Origin of the sequence: Sandarakinorhabdus sp. AAP62 (assembly GCF_000331225.1) — a bacterium.
GTDB lineage: Bacteria > Pseudomonadota > Alphaproteobacteria > Sphingomonadales > Sphingomonadaceae > Sandarakinorhabdus.
Genome location: NZ_ANFY01000006.1, coordinates 15,099 through 33,070, shown reverse-complemented (window position 1 = coordinate 33,070; position 17,972 = coordinate 15,099). Strand labels below are relative to the sequence as shown.

12 protein-coding genes are annotated in these 17,972 nt (G+C 65.4%); 8 read left to right on the top strand and 4 right to left on the bottom strand.

Annotation, left to right across the window (positions count from 1 at the left end; translation table 11 throughout):
- Positions 1-34: 34 nt before the first annotated feature.
- Complete coding sequence (locus tag D619_RS0106055; protein ID WP_017667680.1) at positions 35-1,201, top strand: nucleotide sugar dehydrogenase; 1,167 nt, start codon at positions 35-37, stop codon at positions 1,199-1,201.
- Here the strand turns inward: D619_RS0106055 and D619_RS17160 are convergent.
- From D619_RS17160 to D619_RS0106035, 4 genes are read right to left on the bottom strand one after another with little or no spacing between them, the layout of a single operon-like run.
- Positions 1,173-2,240, bottom strand: a complete 1,068-nt coding sequence (locus D619_RS17160) for a serine protease (protein WP_017667679.1) — start codon at positions 2,238-2,240, stop codon at positions 1,173-1,175. The two genes, D619_RS0106055 and D619_RS17160, sit on opposite strands and share 29 nt — an antisense overlap.
- Entirely contained in the window at positions 2,237-4,135 is a 1,899-nt protein-coding gene (locus tag D619_RS17830) for a caspase family protein (protein ID WP_017667678.1), read from the bottom strand. The genes D619_RS17160 and D619_RS17830 overlap by 4 nt, the downstream gene beginning before the upstream one ends.
- The gene (locus D619_RS17825; RefSeq protein ID WP_017667677.1) at positions 4,132-7,293 is read right to left on the bottom strand and encodes a caspase family protein; all 3,162 of its coding nucleotides are present in this window, start codon (positions 7,291-7,293) and stop codon (positions 4,132-4,134) included. Before D619_RS17825 ends, D619_RS17830 begins: the two co-directional genes overlap by 4 nt.
- Entirely contained in the window at positions 7,290-10,463 is a 3,174-nt protein-coding gene (locus D619_RS0106035; protein ID WP_017667676.1) for a caspase family protein, read from the bottom strand. Before D619_RS0106035 ends, D619_RS17825 begins: the two co-directional genes overlap by 4 nt.
- A gap of 169 nt (positions 10,464-10,632) precedes the next feature.
- Here D619_RS0106035 and D619_RS0106030 point away from each other — a divergent pair, with 169 nt between their 5' ends.
- Genes D619_RS0106030 through D619_RS0106000 form a run of 7 tightly spaced genes read left to right on the top strand, consistent with a single transcriptional unit; the run spans position 10,633 to position 17,966 of the window.
- Positions 10,633-11,997, top strand: a complete 1,365-nt coding sequence (locus tag D619_RS0106030) for a glutamine synthetase family protein (RefSeq protein ID WP_017667675.1) — start codon at positions 10,633-10,635, stop codon at positions 11,995-11,997.
- On the top strand, positions 11,990-13,054 hold the full coding sequence (locus tag D619_RS0106025; protein WP_017667674.1) for a spermidine/putrescine ABC transporter substrate-binding protein: 1,065 nt from the start codon (positions 11,990-11,992) through the stop codon (positions 13,052-13,054). Before D619_RS0106030 ends, D619_RS0106025 begins: the two co-directional genes overlap by 8 nt.
- The gene (locus tag D619_RS0106020; protein ID WP_017667673.1) at positions 13,051-13,929 is read left to right on the top strand and encodes an ABC transporter permease; all 879 of its coding nucleotides are present in this window, start codon (positions 13,051-13,053) and stop codon (positions 13,927-13,929) included. Before D619_RS0106025 ends, D619_RS0106020 begins: the two co-directional genes overlap by 4 nt.
- On the top strand, positions 13,926-14,750 hold the full coding sequence (locus D619_RS0106015; RefSeq protein WP_017667672.1) for an ABC transporter permease: 825 nt from the start codon (positions 13,926-13,928) through the stop codon (positions 14,748-14,750). The genes D619_RS0106020 and D619_RS0106015 overlap by 4 nt, the downstream gene beginning before the upstream one ends.
- Positions 14,747-15,868, top strand: a complete 1,122-nt coding sequence (locus D619_RS0106010) for an ABC transporter ATP-binding protein (RefSeq protein ID WP_017667671.1) — start codon at positions 14,747-14,749, stop codon at positions 15,866-15,868. Before D619_RS0106015 ends, D619_RS0106010 begins: the two co-directional genes overlap by 4 nt.
- A complete protein-coding gene (locus D619_RS0106005) occupies positions 15,865-16,596 on the top strand; it encodes a gamma-glutamyl-gamma-aminobutyrate hydrolase family protein (RefSeq protein ID WP_017667670.1) in 732 nt (243 codons plus the stop codon). Before D619_RS0106010 ends, D619_RS0106005 begins: the two co-directional genes overlap by 4 nt.
- Complete coding sequence (locus D619_RS0106000) at positions 16,593-17,966, top strand: aminotransferase (protein ID WP_017667669.1); 1,374 nt, start codon at positions 16,593-16,595, stop codon at positions 17,964-17,966. The genes D619_RS0106005 and D619_RS0106000 overlap by 4 nt, the downstream gene beginning before the upstream one ends.
- Positions 17,967-17,972: the final 6 nt, after the last annotated feature.

Genomic DNA, 17,972 nt, shown 5'->3' with positions numbered 1-17,972 from the left:
TGCTGCCGCTGTTGCCGGCGCCGTGGAGTGAGTCATGAAGATCGCCGTGGTTGGTTTGGGCTATGTCGGCCTGTCGAACGCCGTGCTGCTGGCGCAGCATCACGTCGTGACGGCGGTGGACGTGAGTGCGGCGCGGGTCGATCTGGTCAACAACCGCAAGAGCCCGATCGTCGATGCCGAGCTGGAGGAATTTCTGGCCCACAAGCCGCTGCAGCTGACAGCGACCACCGATCTGGCCGCGGCGGCCCGCGATGCCGAACTGGTGGTGATCGCGACCCCAACCGATTATGATCCCAACACCAATCATTTCGACACGTCGTCGGTGGAAAATGTCGCCCGCGCTGTGCTGGCGGCCAATCCGGCGGCCTCGGTGGTGGTGAAATCAACGATCCCGGTGGGCTTCATCGCGCGCCTACGCCGCGATCTGGGCAGCGACAATGTGTTCTTCTCGCCGGAATTCCTGCGTGAAGGCCGGGCGCTGAACGACAATCTCTACCCGTCGCGCATCATCGTGGGTGATACCGGCCCGCGCGGGCGGGTGTTTGCCGATCTGATGCTGGAAGGCGCGGCCAAGAAGGACGTGGCGGTGCTGCTCACCGATCCGGCCGAAGCCGAAGCCATCAAGCTGTTCGCCAACACCTATCTTGCCATGCGCGTTGCCTTCTTCAACGAGCTGGACAGTTACGCCATGGCCGCCGGCATGGACACGCGCCAGATCATCGAAGGCATCGGCCTCGATCCGCGCATCGGCCTGCATTACAACAACCCGTCCTTTGGTTATGGCGGCTATTGCCTGCCCAAGGATACCAAGCAGTTGCTGGCCAATTATGGCGCGGTGCCGCAGAATCTGATCGCCGCCATCGTCGATGCCAACCGCACTCGCAAGGATTTCCTGGCGCAGCGCATCTTTGATCGCCAGCCCAAGGTGGTGGGCGTCTATCGGCTGGTGATGAAGGCCAACAGCGACAATTTCCGCCAAAGTTCGATCCAGGGCATCATGAAGCGCATCAAGGCGCGCGGCATCCCGGTGATCCTCTACGAACCGGCGCTGGCCGACGATCAGTTCTTCGGATCGCGGGTGGTGCGCGATCTTGCGGCCTTCAAATCCGAGGCCGACGTGATCCTCGCCAACCGCATGAGCGACGATCTGGCCGATGTGGCCGACAAATTGTTCACCCGCGATCTGTTCGGGGCGGATTGAGCCTGGGCGAACAGGCCAGCTGACCGCCTGCCGCCACCACGCAGCGGGTGATGCCCTTGGCCTTCGCCTGCGCCTGCACGGCTGCGATCCAGTCGGCATAATGGGCCACGTTGGTATAGAGCGCCGGCACGCCCGGCCGGCCGCAGCCCACCCCGGTGGAGACCAGCCCGACCAGGATGCGCTGGCGGGTGAGCGGCCCGCCACTGTCGCCTTGGCAGCTGTCCTGCTGTGCGCTGGTGCCAGGGCCAACGCAGAGCACGCCGGGATTGAGCGTCTGCACATAATCCGGCACCTTTCGGCATTCGGATTCATCCAGCAGTCTCAGCTGGCCTTCCAGCAGCACCTGCGATGATCGCATTGCAGCGCCGGTGACCGACCGGGTGGCGCCGGCCTTGCGTTCCGAAACATGGCCCCAGCCCGTCACCTTCAGATCATCTTCCGGTCTGAGTTGGCGCATGCGCGGGCCCGGCAGGCGCGCCGGCGCGGCGGCGGCGGCAATATCGGCCCTGGTGGCGGTATCGTGCACCAGGTGCAGCAGCGCGATATCATGCTGCTTGTTGCCATAGCGGCGATAATCGCCGTGCAGGATGATGCGATCGATCTTCATTGGCGTGGCCGCCTTCAGATCGATATTCCCCAGCCGCACCCCCAGATTGGACGGCGACATCAGCACTTCCTTTTCGACCACGAAGCAGTGGGCGGCGCTCAAGGCCCATTCCTTGTCGATCAGGGCGCCGCCGCACTGGTGATCGCGTTCCCAGTCCTCCATGCTGCGCAGGGCCTGTTTTTCGGTTTCAGTGGGAGCGCGGCGGATGGCGTCGGCGATTTGCTTCCTGGTCATCGGCACCTTGAAATAGATCTGGATCTGCCACGGCGAACTGCCCGGCGGCGCCGGCGTGCCGCGCACGACGCGGGAGCCTTCATTTTCAGGCGCGGGCGGTGTTTCGGGCGCTGGTGATGGCGCTGGCGCTGCTACCGGTTCCGGTGCCGGCTGGGCCGCGATCAGCAGGCCGGCCAGCAGCAGCAGTCTCTTCCTCATGGTTTCACCTCTGCATCAACCACCGCGACCGACCATTCGCTGGCAGCTCCACCGGCGCCACTGCGGGCCCGATTCTCGCTCTGGCAGAAGGCACCGGCCACCGCACTGAGACAAGCATGCGGATCGATCTGGTCGGTATCCGACTGTTCGAGCGCGCTGGCATTCACGGGGCCGTCGGTCGAAAGCGCCACGAAGCGCAATCTGCCCGGCCCTTCGGGAGTCAGCTTCTGTTCGGGCGGTATCGCATTGGCGCGACCGGCCTGGATCGCCCGTTCGCGTGCGCCAAATCCCGGCAGGACCAGCGTGACGCTGTATTTGTCGCCAATCGCCAGCACATAGAGGTGGCGCGGCTTCGGGCTCGCGTTGATCACCGAAACCTGAATCTCGTCGCTGGGCGTGAGGCTGACCGTGGGTGGCGGATCGTCCCGGCACCAGGCAGCATCGGTTTCGCCGTTGGCCTGTTTCGCGCTGCGCACACACAGGATCACGCCCGGGCGCTGTGTCGCCTGCGCCTGCCAATGTTCGACCCGTGCCACCTTTTCCAGCGCCGCTGCCAGCTGCACCCCGAACTGCGGATCGCGGGCGGGCGGCAGCAGCGCCAGCCTGCCGGTGGGGCCTGAAAGCTGCAGGCCGCCCGCTGCCGGCTGCAACCGGAACCGACCGGCGGGATCCACGGCCACGAAGTTCAACCGTTGCACGATTGCCAGCGCCGCCGGATCGGCCACCGCCAGCGGCAGTTTCGGCCCATCGAACACATGGCCAATCTCGCGCGCCACCAGCACTGCCGGCCAGCCCGGCGGCAGCGGGGCTTCCGGCACCAGGACGGCTTGGCCAGGGCCAAGGTCGGCCACCCGTGCCGTCAGGCCCTTGCCGCCGCCCAGCGCTTCGCCGGTCGTCGTGAACAGTGCAAAACGCGATCCTTTCGTGACCCCGGTCAGCCGGCCGCCGGCCATCACGAGCCGGCTGCCATCCACCACCACATCAAAGGTCGCGGCCTTCACTTCGGGACCGCCCAGCGTGGCGCGCAGGGCGCCTTCGGCATGCGGCACCTGGCGGCCACCGGAATCGCGCGTCACTTCGCCCACCACGCGCATTGCGAGATCGGCAAAGCTGGCATTCGGCGTATCGGTCAGGGCCTTTGCCAGTGCCGTGGTGAAGCGGCCGGCGCGGGCACCCACCTGGCCGACTTCGGTGGCATCCTGGCCATCGGCGGCGCCGCCCATGTGCACGCGATAGGCACCCAGATTGCCATAGACGCTGGGGTCCATGGGCTTTTCCAGCGGCTGCGATACCCGCAGCGGCGGGGCAGAGCGGCTGGCGCTGTTGCCATCGCGGCTGGCCGTGCCGCTGTTGCAGCTGTCAAACCAGGTGACGACGTTGACGCCCGTGGATGTCGCCCGATTGATGAAGACCCGAATTTCGGAATCCATGATGTCGGTGAGTGCCGTGGCCTGTGGCCGCCGCGCATCATGGGGCATCAGGGTGCTGTTGTAGCCGCTGGCCTGGGTGCTGTCTTCATTCAGGAAGGTGGAACCATGCCCGGCGAAATAGAGCAGCAGCGTATCGCCCGGCTTGCTCGCGGCAAGCTGCTGCTGCCACGCGGCGAGGATGGCAGCCTTGGTGGCGCAGGCGTTGATCAGTGTGAGCGCAGCCGGGCCCTGGGATTTGCAATTGTCGCCGTCCGGCATGGTGCCCACGGCCAGGCCATGGCTGCTTGCAAGCGCGTCCCTGATCCGCCGCGTGTCGCCCACCGCGCCCGACAGATCGGCAAAGCGCAGGTTTGGTGGCTGCACAGCGCCATAGGCATATTTGTCGATGCCCACGAACACGGCCCGAACCTCGGCCTGCGCGCCGCTGCCTAGCAGCAGCATGGTTGCAGCAATGATCTTCTTCATTGTTTCCCCCGCAGGATGACTGACGATCCACTGGCGTTGAAATCGAAAAGGCTGGGGACCTGCGATTTGCGCGGCGCAGTGCCTGGGCTGCGCATCACCAGCCGCACCCCCCGTGCCGCCAATGGTCCGCCACCGCGCCTTACTTCGGCTTCCAGCGAGGGCAGGCGATCCACGGCATAGCGCAGCCATTCATCGAGCCGGACGTTCTCATCAAGATCAAGATCGGCCGGCCACTCGTCATCGGTCAAGCCCTCGCCCAGCGCGGCGGTGAGGAAGCCCTGGCGCAGCAGGCTGCTTTCCAGCGCCACGTCGTCGGCCTGGGTTGCGGCGAGGATGCGGATGCCCTTGTCATAGGCGGTCTGGGCCAGGCCATTGTCGCCCATCGGGCCGGGCTTGAAATCGGGCGGGCTGACCAGCGCGCCGGAATGGCAGGCGTCGATGATCAGCGCGATTTCGCCGGCATTGATGTAGCGCAGCCAAGTGAGGAGTATGTTGCTGGAAATGATCGAGAGCGGTTCAGGCGCACTGGCCATCGCCGGCCAATGGGTTTCGCTGGTGAGCAGCGCGAAAGTCCCGGTCGGATCGGTATAGCCATGACCGGAATAGCTGATGATGACGATGTCATCGGGCGTGGCACGGTCGAGCGCGCTCAGATCATGCCTTGTCTCGGTCAAAACGCCACTGGTTTCCCTGTTGCCGCTCAGCCGGTTGAACATCCACCTCAGATCATAATAGTCGACACTGCGCTGTTTGCCATCGGGATCAATGCCCGTGGTCAGGCTGGCGTGGCGCATCTCGAATCCGGGAATCTGCGCCAGTCGCCCGGCGATCACCTTGGCGTCGGACACGGCGAAGTTCAGCGCCAGGCGTGGTTCGGCATAATGGTCGACGCCGATGGTCACCACGAAGGCCCGGCGCGGGCGCGGCGGGGCAGGTGGCGGGGTGAAGAGCGCCCGCGCCGTGTCGCTCTTCACCCGGTCACTGTTGAAGGCATAGGCGGAAAATTCCATCGGTTTGCCGTCCGTCGGCACCTCGACGCGCACGCGCCAGAGCGTGCGCCGGCCCTGCCGGTTGCCGTCCATCCGGCTTTCCAGCCGCCACTCCTCCAGTGACATTGCATTGTCCCACAGGTTCAGATCCGGGTTGCGGGCCACTTCGCGGTTGTTGATCTGCAGGCTGGCACGGAAGGCGCCCGACCGCTTGCCGTTCTTGGCGACCTGTTCGGTGATTGCGATTTCGACATCGGCCTGGCCGGGGCCGGCGGGCGCGATGCGGGTGATCTCGACCTCTGGCAGCAGGGTATTGATGCTGGCAAACGGGCGCACCGGCTTCAGCCGCTGGGCGCAGCTGCCGGCCGTGGTGCAGTCGATCAGCTTGCGGGCCAGATCGGGCTCGAAATAGTCGCGCATGAAGGTTTGTGGCGCCAGGCTCTGGAACGGCGATTTGGGCAGCAGCCAGCGGAAGGCCTGTGAGTCCGGCCCCAGGTTGGTGTCATAGCGGCCATCGGCGGCCACCGTCACAAAGCCATCACCAACATAATGGCTGGTCAGCAGCACGGCGCCCGTCCGGCTGTCCCACAGGCGCAGGCCGTCTGGCGAAACCGCCCAGATGATTGGCCGGTCAGGCAGGAAGCCGACGCTCTTGATATTGGGGGTGAAGGTGAGTTCGAGGCGGGCTGCGGCGGCGCCGACGTTCACCAGCGACACGCGGCCATCCTGGCCTGCCACCAGCAGCTGCCGGCCGTTTGATTCGATCAACGCGGGTTGCTGCACGCCGATCGCGATCCGTCGGGGTTCGCCGCGCGCCATCCCATTTTCCAGCGGCCATTCCAGCACGGCGCCCTGGCGGCTGATCCACAGGGTCTTCGCACCAGGGGAAAAGCCGACTGCCGTGTGGCGGAAGCTTTGTCTTTCCCGTTGCAGATAGAGAGGCGGGATCAGCGAAACAGGGTTGGCGTTGCCGTCAAACAGCATGACCATTTCCTGGCCAAGCGTATCCGCCAGATTCAAAGCGAGCATTTCGCCGCGTTGGCTGGGAACGATATCGAGGAGAATCGACTGCGCGAGGATTTCCTTGAAGTGGGTCAGGGGTGGAAATTCCAACGGCTTCCATTCGTCGCCCGACAGACGCGCCAGGGTGGTCGTGTAGTCGGCCTCTTCGGGGAATGTCTTGAGACATTGTTCCCAGCTTGCCGTGGTGCCCAGGGCAGGACCATGGGGAATGAGAGTCATCATGCAGGTGGACGGAGCCTTGCCCATGACGACACCATTTTCGGAATCGATGATTTCCGCCAGAGCGATGACCGTGCCATCGCGCCCTTCCCCTGACGACAAGGTCGTGAAGTAACGATCATCGCCCCAGCCGATGAAGCGGATGCCGTTGGGCAGTTCCAGCCGGCGTTTCAGCGTGCCGGTAAGCAGATCATGGATTTCCACCACCAGGCCATGTTCGCCAGGCGCCGGGCGGCTGATCGCCAGCATCTGCCGATTGGGTGAAAGTGCGGCCGACGTGATGGCGCGTGTTGCCATCGGCGTGGCCAGCTGGCGGATCGTGCCGTCCTTGGCCTGCAAGGAATAACGCCGCTTGGTGCGCGCCGGTTGCCAGCGCCCGTTGGGCGACGCGGGAAGCGTCCGCAACAGGTCTGCACGCTCTGCCGCAGCGTCGGGCGTGTCGGAATGACGCTGCAGCCACGCCGCTGCTTCGGCCTGACGGCGGGCTTGTGCCGCCTGTTTGTCCAGCACGGGTTCGGCAACGGATTGCAGCCTGGCGGCGCGGCTTGCCGTGTCGATGGTGAGCGCCAGCTTCACGGGCTGAAGCGTGTTGGTCCAGCCTTTGCCATCGAGATGCAGGGTCTTGCCATCGGCCGACAGCCGCATGGCGGTATAATCGGTGTCATCCCGCAATTCATTGTCATGGCCGGGCAGTGTGACCCGATCGACGATCACGCCGCGTTCGATATCCCACAGCACCAGCTCCCGGCTCTCGCCTTCAGCGGTGAACAGGAAGCGGCTGTCACGCGTCCACGCTGCCACGTCGATGGTGTATGATTGGGCCGATTGCACGACGATGCGCGCGGTGGGGTTGGTGGGCGGCGCTTGTGCCTGGGCTACCGCCGCGCCCAGCAGCAGCCCGAGCAAGGCGAAGGGCCGTCGGATCATGGCCGTTTCTTCACCACCACCGGCGAATCCTCGCTGCTGAAATCGAACAGGCTGGGTTCCTGCACACGTGGCGGGGCGGTGGGCGTGCGCATCACCAGCCGCACGCCGCGTGCGGCCATCGCCGGGCCGCCCTTGCGGGCTTCCTCGCTGAGCGAGGGCAAGCGGTCCACGGCATAGCGCAACCATTCATCCAGGCCCACGTTGCCATCGCCATCCTCGTCCCCGCGCAGGCTGGCAGGGCCGGCCTCCAGGCCCTCGCTCAGGCTGGCGGTGAGCAGGCCCTGGCGCAGATTGGCGCTTTCCAGCGCGACATCATCGGCCTGGGTGGCGGCCAGGATGCGGATCAGCTTGTCGAAGGCCAGTTGGCCAAGGCCCGGATCGCCCATCGGGCCGGGCTTAAAATCCGGCGTGTCGACCGCAGCGCCCGAATGGCAGGCATCGATGATGAAGGCGATATCGCCGGCGTTGATGTAGCGCAGCCAGACGGTGAGATCATCGGCGGTCACCGTGGTCTCCAGCGCCGGGCCCGTGCTGTTCAGCGGCCAGCTGGCATCGGAGGGGAGCAGGGCGAAATTGCCGCTCTTGTCGGCAAAGCCGTGGCCGGAAAAGCTGATGATGACGACATCATCGGGCGAGGCTTCCTCCAGCCTGGTCACATCATGGCCGGCCGCCGCGAGCCGTTCGCGGGCCTTTTCCACCTGCAAGCCGCCCAGCAGCGACAGCGCATCCTGGACATGCTCGCTGGTCACGGTGCGGGTGGCCGTGGTGGTCAGGCTGGCATGGCGCATCTCGTAACCGGGGAAGGCGGCAAGCCGCTCGCTGATCAGCCTTGCATCGGCCACGGCAAAATTCAGGTTCAGCCGCCTTTCGGCATAGGCGTCCACGCCGATGGTCAGCACGAAGGCCCGGCGCGGGCGCGGGCGCAGGCGCGGTGGTTTCCAGGTGAAAAAGGCGCTCTCGCTCTTCACCCGATCCTCGTTGAAGGCATAGGCGGAAAATTCGATCGCCTTGCCGTCGCTGGGGATCGTTACCCGCAGTTGGTAGTTGTAGTGGCCATTGTCTGTCTCGGTGCGGTTCACCTTGCGCCATTCGGCCAGCGAGCGCGGCATGGGCGCATCGGGATCATCGGGATCACGCGCCACCTCGCGGCCGTTCATCAGCAGCTTGATGCCATAGAGGCCGGAGCGGGTTCCGCCCTTAACCGCCTCGTCGATCTCCAGGTTCACCCAGGCGTCACCGGCGTCCTTGGGGTCCATCTCGACCCCGGTGATCTTCACCACCGGTTGCAGCCGGTTCAGCCCGGCGATCGATGGCAGCGGCTTCAGCGCTTCGGCGCAGTTGCCCGCGGTGACACAATCCACCAGCTTGCGGTGCAGGCGCGGCGTGTAATAATCGCGCATGAAGGTCTGGGGCGCCAGGCTCTGGAACGGTTCATCGGGCACGAACCAGCGGAAACTGGCATCGTCGGCGTCCATGTTGGTGTCGTAGCGGCCCTCCGGCGTGGCAGTGACATAATCGCCTTCCGGCAGCAGTGCGGTGGTGAGCAGCGTCTGGCCGGTTTGCGCCTGCCAGAGCGTCAGGTCCCCGCCAAGGGAAACCGCCCAGCGGATCGGCCGGTTGCCCAGAATGCCGCCCGCCAGCGCGCCCGTGAATTCGACCAGTGGCCGGGCTGTGCCGCTGGCCAGATCGATGCTGAAAATCCGGTCGTCCAGCGGCCCCAACACCTGCAGTTCCCCGCGCCGTTCCACCAGGCTGGTGGGGGCGGTCACGCCCACCTCGAACACGCGCGTGGCCGGCGTGCCATCGGGCTTGTCGGGGGCGGCCGGGGTCCATTCGAGCACCGCGCCGCCGCCGGCCAGCCACAATATCTTCCCGTCATTCGAAAATTCTGCCGCCATGAAGACAGCGTCCTTGTCGTCGTAGGTGACCGCGTGCTGCGGCGCGCCGGTGGCGGGATCGACAACAACGATCTCGTGCGTGCCATCGGCCAGCCTGGTCACCACCGCCAGTTGCCCGCCGCGGCGGCTGGCGGCAATCAGCCTGATATGGGCGCCCTTGGGCATTTCATGGCCGGTCAGCTTCACCCAGCGAGCGCCTTCCAGCCGCTGCAGCGCGCGATCATCGGGCACGCCGGACCGGCAGTTGGCGAGGCCGGCACCGATCAATGTGCCATCGGCCAGGCTGGTAACGAAACAGCGCCCCGGATAGCGGCCCAGCATTTCGCCGCTGTTCACGTCAACCTTCAGCACATCTGACGGCACGCCGGCTGCCGCATCGTCGAGCGGATCATCGCTGTCGTCGAACGGCAACACCAGCAGTTCCCGCGGGTTCAGCCAGTGCAGGCGATCATAGCTGCCGGGCAGCGTGATCTGGTCGCCAAGGTCGCCGTCGGCCAGATCGAGCAGATCGATGTTGATGATCGGTTTGCCCTTGTCGTCCTCGTCGGGGTGCAGCAGTGCCACGGTCTGGCCGTCTGGCGACAGGGCGGCATGATCGAGATTCTGGAAATCGTCGCTGGTTTCGAGTTCGCGTGTCTTGCCGTCGCGGCCGCGCACCCCGATGCCGGAACCGGCGCGCACGATCTGCCAGGCGCCATCAGGTGAGGCGGGCAGCTGCGGCAGCAGGCCATTGGCCTCGGCCTCGCTCATGTCGGTGCCGCCTTCGTAAATGGCTTCCAGCGCCCCCATCCAGCGCTGCGTCCAGGTGGCGAAATCGGCATCGGCAGGCAGCGGTGGCAATCGTGGCGGCGTGGGACCCACAGTGGTACGCCGCGTCACCATGTCGACGAAATAGGTGCGCCCGCCTTGCATGCTGGGCGCGTTGCTGTCGAGGATCTCGGCATCAAGGCGCAGGGTGCGGCCATCGGGCAGCAGCGTCATCGCGCGCATCTTCATCACGTCGGCTTCGCCTCGCACCTGCAGAGGCAGAGCCACGCGATCGATGATGTTGCCGGTGGCGACGTCCCACACCAGCAATTCGCGGGTGAAGCCGAAAGCGGTGAAGATATAGCGACCATCAGGCGACCAGGCGGCAGTTTCAATGCCGCCGCGCACAGCCTGCACGATCACGCGCGGCGTGATCTGGGCAGCCTGGCGCGGGGTTTGCGCTTGAACAGCCGCTGTCGCGCCGAACAACAGCGCAGCCAACCCCAGCAGGTGGCCCAGCCGCATCGCTCTTCTCCCCCGAATTCGCCCGATTGTTGCGCGCAGCGGTTCGCCAAGTCAATCAAGGCCGTCGCATGGGCCAAATGACCCTCCACAGGGGGTTGCTGGCAGGCCTGCGCTTTGCAAGTGTAGGAAGACCAGCAGCTCAGAGCGGGCGAGGCTGGCAGGAGTGGACATGACGATCCTTGTGGCAGCGCCGGCTGAGGCCGAGGCCTTTCTGGCGGCCCACCCCGATACCCAGTTCGTCGATATCATCTTCACCGGCCTGTCGGGCACGGCGCGCGGCAAGCGCATCCGCGTGCATGAACTCGATGCGCTGTTCACGGCTGGCCGGCCGCTGCCGGTGTCGATCCTGGTCGCCGATGTGACGGGGCAGGATTGTTTCGATACCGGGCTGGTGTGGGAAAATGGCGACAGCGATCGCTTTGCGCGGCCGGCGCCCGGCACGCTGGTGCCCACCGGGCCGGGCCGGGCCATGGTCATCACCTCGCTGTTCGAAGCGGATGGCAGCGTGTGCGAAATCGACTGCCGGGCGGCGCTGGCGCGCGTGGTTGCGCGGCTGACGGCCGATGGTTTCACCCCGGTGGTGGCCTGCGAACTGGAATTCTACCTCGTCGATCGCAACCGTGCTGATGGTCAACCGCCGCAGCCGGCACGCATGGGCGGTGCGCGGCCGGCCACGCACGGCACCTATGGGCTGGAGGAACTGGATGATGCCGGTCCGTTCCTGGCAGATCTGTGGGCCGCCGCTGATGCCGCCGGGCTGCCGCTGGAAACTGCCATCTCCGAATATGCGCCGGGGCAGATGGAGCTGACCCTGAAATACCGAGCCGATCCGCTCCGCGTGGCCGATGACGTGGTGCTCTACAAGCGGCTGGTGAAGCAGGTGGCCCGCCGGCACGACATGCTGGCGACGTTCATGGCGAAACCCTTTGCCGATGCCGCCGGCAATGGCCTGCACCTGCATGTCTCCATCAACGATGCGGCCGGCGCCAACATCTTCGCCAGCCCGCACGGCAGCCCCAATGCGCCGCTGCTGCATGCCATCGGCGGGCTGAAGGCGGCGCTGGCGGAAAGTTTCGCCATCTTTGCGCCCAATGCCAACAGCTATCGCCGGTTCAAGGCCGGCAGCTTCGCGCCGGTCGCCGCCAGCTGGGGCATGGACAATCGCACCACCAGCTTCCGCATCACCGCCGGGCCGGATGCCAGTCGCCATGTCGAACATCGCATCGCCGGGGCGGACGCCAATCCCTACCTGGCGCTCGCCGCCTTGCTGGCCGGGGTGCATCACGGCCTGACGCACCAGATCGATCCCGGCCCGCCGGTGATCGGCGATGGCTATGCCGCGGCCGAGGCGCTGCCGGCGCTGCCGGGCGACTGGTTCGCCGCCGTGCGCGCGCTGGAGGCCGGCAGCATCCTGCCCGCATATTTGGGCGCGTCCACCATCGCCATGTTTGCCAGCGTCAAGCGCACCGAGCAGGAACGCTATATGGCGGTGGTGCCGGCGCTCGATTACGACTGGGTGTTGGCGAATGCCTGATCTGTCGCGCCGCAGCTTTGGTGGGCTGGCGGCGGCGCTGGTGCTGGATGGCTGTTCGCGCGCCTTCCCCAAGGGGGCCAATGGCGAGGAGCAGCGGCTGAACTTCTACAATTGGGATACCTATATCGGCGAGACGACGCTGGCCGATTTCAGCAAAGCCACTGGCGTTGACGTGCGCATGAGCCATTATGCCAACAACGACGAGCTGTTTGCGCGGCTGCGGGCAGGCAATCCCGGTTTCGACGTGATCGTGCCGTCGAACGAATTCGTTACGCGGCTGCAGATTTCAGGGATGCTCAGCCCGCTCGATCATGCGCGCATTCCCAACCGGGCCAATCTGGCGCCGGAATTCGTGGATGTGCCTTATGATCCGGGGCGGCGCTGGTCCATGCCCTATACGTGGCTGGCGCTGGGGATCGGCTATCGCAAGTCCCGCGTGGATGGCGTCCCCGACAGCTGGAAATGGGTGCTGGATTCAGACCGTTATTCCGGCCGCATCGGCCTGCTGGCGGAAGGCGATGATCTGATCCGGCTGGGTGCGAAATATCTCGGCCATTCGGTCAACGCCGTGACGCCGGCGATCATGGAGCAGGTGACGCAGATGCTGATCGCCCAGAAACGCCATGTGAAATTGTTCCACCATGATGAGGGCCAGGACCTGCTGGCCAGTGGCGAGATTGATCTGGTGGTGGAATATAATGGCGACATCGCGCAGGTGATGGCCGACGATGATGATCTGGCGTTCGTCATCCCGCGCGAAGGCACGCTGATCAATTCGGATTGCCTGTGCGTTCCCACCGGCGCACCGCGGCCAGACAATGCCCATCGTTTCATCAATTATCTGCTGGATGCCAAGGTAGGCGCCGACATCGCCAGCAGCATCCGTTTCCCCACGCCCAATGCGGCGGCGCTGGCGCTGATGCCGGATGAATATCGCACCAACAAGGTGATCTTCCCCAGCGGCCCGGCGATGGCGAAGAGCGGTTATGGCCGTTTCCAGGGCATCGGCCATATCCGCGCCGTGGAAGAGGCGATCACGCGGGTGATGGCGGCATGATGCTGCAACGGCCTTTCCAGGCGCCCGGCGTGTTTGCGGCCGTTGGCCTGCCGCCGGTCGTGTGGCTGTTCGCGTTGTTCCTGGCGCCGCTGGCGGTGATCTGGACCTATAGTTTCGGCGAGAACCGCACGCTGGTCGATATCGCCATCACCGGCAGCTGGGGGAATTATGCCCGCGCGCTGAAGCCGCTCTATCTGGCGATCCTCTTGAAATCCATGGGATTTGCCGCCCTCACTACCTTGCTGTGCTTCATCCTGGGCCTGCCGGTGGCGCTGGCCATCACCTTTGCGCGCCCCCGCGCCAAGCTGTTGCTGCTGGTGGCGATCATGCTGCCGTTCTGGACCAACCTCTTGATCCGCACCTATGCGCTGATGGCCATCCTGCGAACAGAGGGCCTGATCAATGCCGGGCTGGGAGCCTTGTGGGGGCTAGTGCCGGGCCTGCCGCCGTTCGAGCCGTTGCCGCTGATCAACAACAATTTCGCAGTGGTGGTGGGTCTGGTCTATGTCCACCTGCCGTTCATGGTGCTGCCGCTTTACGCCGCGCTCGATCGGCTGGACCGTTCGTTGATCGAGGCCAGCCTTGATCTGGGCGCCGGCCATCTCGCCACCCTGTGGCGGGTCGTGGTGCCGCTGGCGCTGCCCGGCATCGTTTCGGGCATCATCATCACCTTCATCCCGGCGCTGGGCGCTTACCTGACGCCCGATCTGCTCGGCGGCACCAACAGCCAGATGATCGCCAACGTGATCGAGCGCCAGTTCCGTTCCGCCAATGATTGGCCGTTCGGCGCGGCGCTGTCGTTCCTGCTGATGTATCTCACCTTTGCGGCACTGATGGTGAAGGCGATCATCAGCCGCCGCGAGGCCGCGCGATGACGGGCCCGCTGGATTATCTGGCGCGCTGGCCGCTGCGGCTGTGGCTGGCCATGGTCGGCGCGTTTCTTTATCTGCCGCTGCTGGCGCTGGTGGTGTTTTCCTTCAACGACAGCAAGCGCATCACCGTGTGGCGCGGTTTCTCGCTGCGCTGGTATGCCGAACTGTTCGATGATGGCGAACTGGTGGCCGCCTTCGGCAATTCGCTGGTGATCGCGGCGGCCTCCACCATCATCAGCCTGATCCTCGGCACAGCGGCGGCGTTGCTGCTGTGGCGCTTCCGCTTTGCTGGCAAGGCCGCGCTGGAGGCGCTGCTGGGCCTGCCGATCGTGGTGCCGGAAATCTGCCTGGGTGTCGCTTTCCTGGTGTTCTTTACCGCGATTCTGCCATGGCCCACCGAACTGCCGTGGCCGGCCAATCTGGGCGCCATCATCATCGCGCACGCCACTTTCTCGTTCAGTTTCGTCGCGCTGGTGGTGCGGGCGCGGCTGGCCAGTTTCGATGGCGCGCTGGCCGAAGCCGCCCGCGACCTGGGGGCGGGCGAATGGCTGATCTTCCGCGATATCATGGTGCCGCACATGGTGCCGGGGCTGGTGGCGGGTGCGCTGCTGGCCTTCACCCTTAGTCTCGATGATTTCGTCATCACCTTCTTCACCTCCGGGCCGGACACCATCACCTTTCCGATCAAGGTCTATTCGATGGTGCGCTTCTCGGTCACCCCGGCGGTCAATGCCGCCTCCACCCTGCTCATCCTGCTCACTGCCGGCCTTACCGCGCTGGCGCTGTGGCTGCAGGGGGCGGATATCGCCAAGCAGGCCGCATGACCAAGGGATTGCCCATCATCCGCTTCGAAGGCGTCACCAAGTGCTATGGCAAGGTGGTGGCGGTGGACGACGTGAATCTGGAGGTGCGCGAGGGCGAGTTCTTCGCGCTGCTGGGGCCGTCCGGCTGCGGCAAGACCACCTTGCTCAGGATGCTCGCCGGGTTCGAAGTGCCAAGCGAAGGCCGCATCCTGATCGATGGCGAGGACGTCACGAATGTTCCGCCCAACAAGCGCCCGGTCAATATGGTGTTCCAGAATTACGCCGTGTTCCCGCACATGAGCGTGGCCGACAATGTGGGATATGGCCTGAAGGTGGACGGCATGGCCGGCGCCGAACGCGCGCGGCGGGTCGAGGAGGCGCTGGCGCTGGTCAAGCTGGACGGGCTGGGCAGCCGGCGGCCGGACCAATTGTCGGGCGGGCAGCGGCAGCGGGTGGCGCTGGCCCGCGCGCTGGTGAAGCGGCCGCGCGTGCTGCTGCTGGATGAGCCCTTGTCGGCGCTGGATGCGAAACTGCGCGAGGCGATGCGCACCGAACTCTGCCAGTTGCAGGCGCAGGTGGGCATCACCTTCGTGATGGTCACGCATGATCAGGACGAGGCGCTGGCCCTGGCCGACCGCTGCGCCGTGATGAACCGCGGCCTGCTGCAACAGGTGGCCAGCCCGTCTGACCTGTATGAATTCCCCGCCAGCCGTTTCGTCGCCGATTTCATCGGTTCGGTGAACATGCTCGAAGGCCGGCTGGTGGTGGATGAGCCCGCGTCCGCCGAGGTGGCGGTGGCGGGAATCGACCAGCCGCTGTTCCTCGATCATGGCGTGACGGGGGCGGCCGGCACGACCCTGTGGCTGGCGCTGCGGCCCGAGAAGATTGAACTGCACAAATGGGCGGAAGCGCCGCCGGCTCTGGGCGACGCACCCGCCGGGCGCAACGCGGTGGCCGGCACCATCACCCATGTCGCCTATCTGGGTAGCGAGAGCCTGTATGAAGTGACGCTGCCGGACGGTCAGAAACTGAAGGCGCTGCGATCCAACCTGACCCGCTGGGACCAGGAGGATTTTGCGCTGGGCGAACAGGTCTGGCTGGCCTGGCACGCCTGTTCGCCGGCGGTGCTGCTGTCATGAGCCGGCCCGTTCTCGGCATCATCTGCTGCACGCGCACCATGGGCGTGGAGCCGGCGCAGGCAGTGATGAACCGTTATGTGAGCGCGGCCATGCGCCATGCCGATTGTGCCGCGCTGCTGGTGCCGGCGCTGCCCGATCTGATGACGGCGGAGGAGGTGATCGACCGGCTGGACGGTGTGCTGCTCACCGGCAGCCCGTCGAACGTGCAGCCATCGCTGTATGGCGAGGCGCATCCGGGCGAGCCACCGCATGATCCAGGGCGCGATGCGATGATGGCGGCGCTGGTGCAGGCGGTGCTGACGCGTGGGCTACCGCTGTTCGGCATCTGCCGCGGCCTGCAGGAAATCAATGTCGCGCTGGGCGGTACGCTGACCCGTGAGGTTAGAGACCACCATGCGCCCGATGATGTTGGTTTCATGGAGATGTTCGATCATCGCCATGATGTGGCGCTCACCCCCGGTGGCCTGCTGGCGCGCGCGCACGGGCGGATGGCGCTGCATGTCAACAGCGTCCACTATCAGGGCCTTGCCCGGCTGGGTGACGGCCTCGCCGTCGAAGCTGTGGCGCCCGATGGCATGGTGGAGGCCGTTTCAGCCCGCATCGGCAATGCCCCCGTGCTGGCCGTGCAATGGCACCCGGAATGGACCGCCGACAGCGATGCTGATGCCGCCACCTTCTTCCAGATTCTCGGCCGGGCGCTGCGCGGCCATTCGGAGATTACAGCATGACCCGCAATTACGACATCGCCGAACTCAAGCGGTTGGACGTCGCGCACCATCTGCCGCCGCAGCAGGATTGGCAGGCGGTGGAGGATATGGGCGGCAGCCGCATCATCGTGCGCGGCGAAGGCTGCACCATCATCGATGGCGATGGGGTGCGCCTGCTCGATGGCATGGCCGGGCTGTGGTGCGTGAATATTGGCTATGGCCGCACCGAATTGGCCGAAGCCGCCCAAAATCAGATGCTGGAGCTGCCCTATTACAACAGCTTCTTCAAGACGGTGGCACCGCCAACAGTGGAGCTCGCCGCCAAGCTTTCGGGGCTGCTCGGCGGGCATTTCTCCCACATCTTCTTCAATTCCTCCGGCAGCGAGGCGATCGACACGCTGATCCGCACCGCGCGCCATTATTGGCAGGTGAAGGGTGAACCGCAGCGCCAGGTGATCATCAGCCGCGTCAACGGCTATCACGGCTCCACCATCGCCGGCATGAGCCTGGGCGGCATGGCGCCGATGCATGCGCAGGGCGGGCCGTTGTTGCCGGGCTTCGTGCACGTGATGCAGCCCTACAAATTCGCCGATGGCTTTGATGAGAGCGAAGACGCATTCGCCGCCCGCGCCGCGCAGGCCGTGGAAGACGCCATTCTCGCCGCCGGGCCGGAGAATGTCGCGGCCTTCATCGGGGAGCCGGTGCAGGGCGCCGGCGGCGTCATCATCCCGCCCGCCGGCTACTGGCCGCGCGTCGAAGCCATCTGCCGCAAATATGGCATATTGCTCTGCTGTGACGAGGTGATCTGCGGGTTCGGCCGGCTGGGGCAGTGGTTTGGCCACCAGCATTATGGCATCACGCCGGATCTCGTCACGATGGCGAAGGGGCTTTCGTCGGGCTATCTGCCGATCTCGGCAGTGGGTGTCGCCGATTTCATCGTGGCGGCGATCAAGTCCAACCCCGATGATTTCGTCCACGGCTATACCTATTCCGGCCACCCGACCGCGGCGGCCGTGGCGCTGAAGAACCTCGAAATCATCGAGCGCGAGGATCTCGTCCGCCGCACCCGTGAAGACACCGGCCCCTATCTGGCGAAGCGGCTGGCTGAACTGTCCAAGCATCCGCTGGTCGGCGAGGCGCGCAGCTTGGGCCTGATCGGTGCGGTGGAAATCGTCGCGGAACCCGGCACCAATCGGCGTTTTGGCGGGGGCGGCAAGGCCGGAATCGTGGTACGGGATATATGTATTGCCAAGGGCTTGATGGTGCGCGGCGTCAAGGATTCGATCGTGATGAGCCCGCCGCTGATCATCAGCCATGCCGAGATCGACCGCATGGTTGCTATTATTTCGGCAGCGCTGGACGAGGCCGAGCCGGCGTTGCGCGCTTTGTAAGGGAGG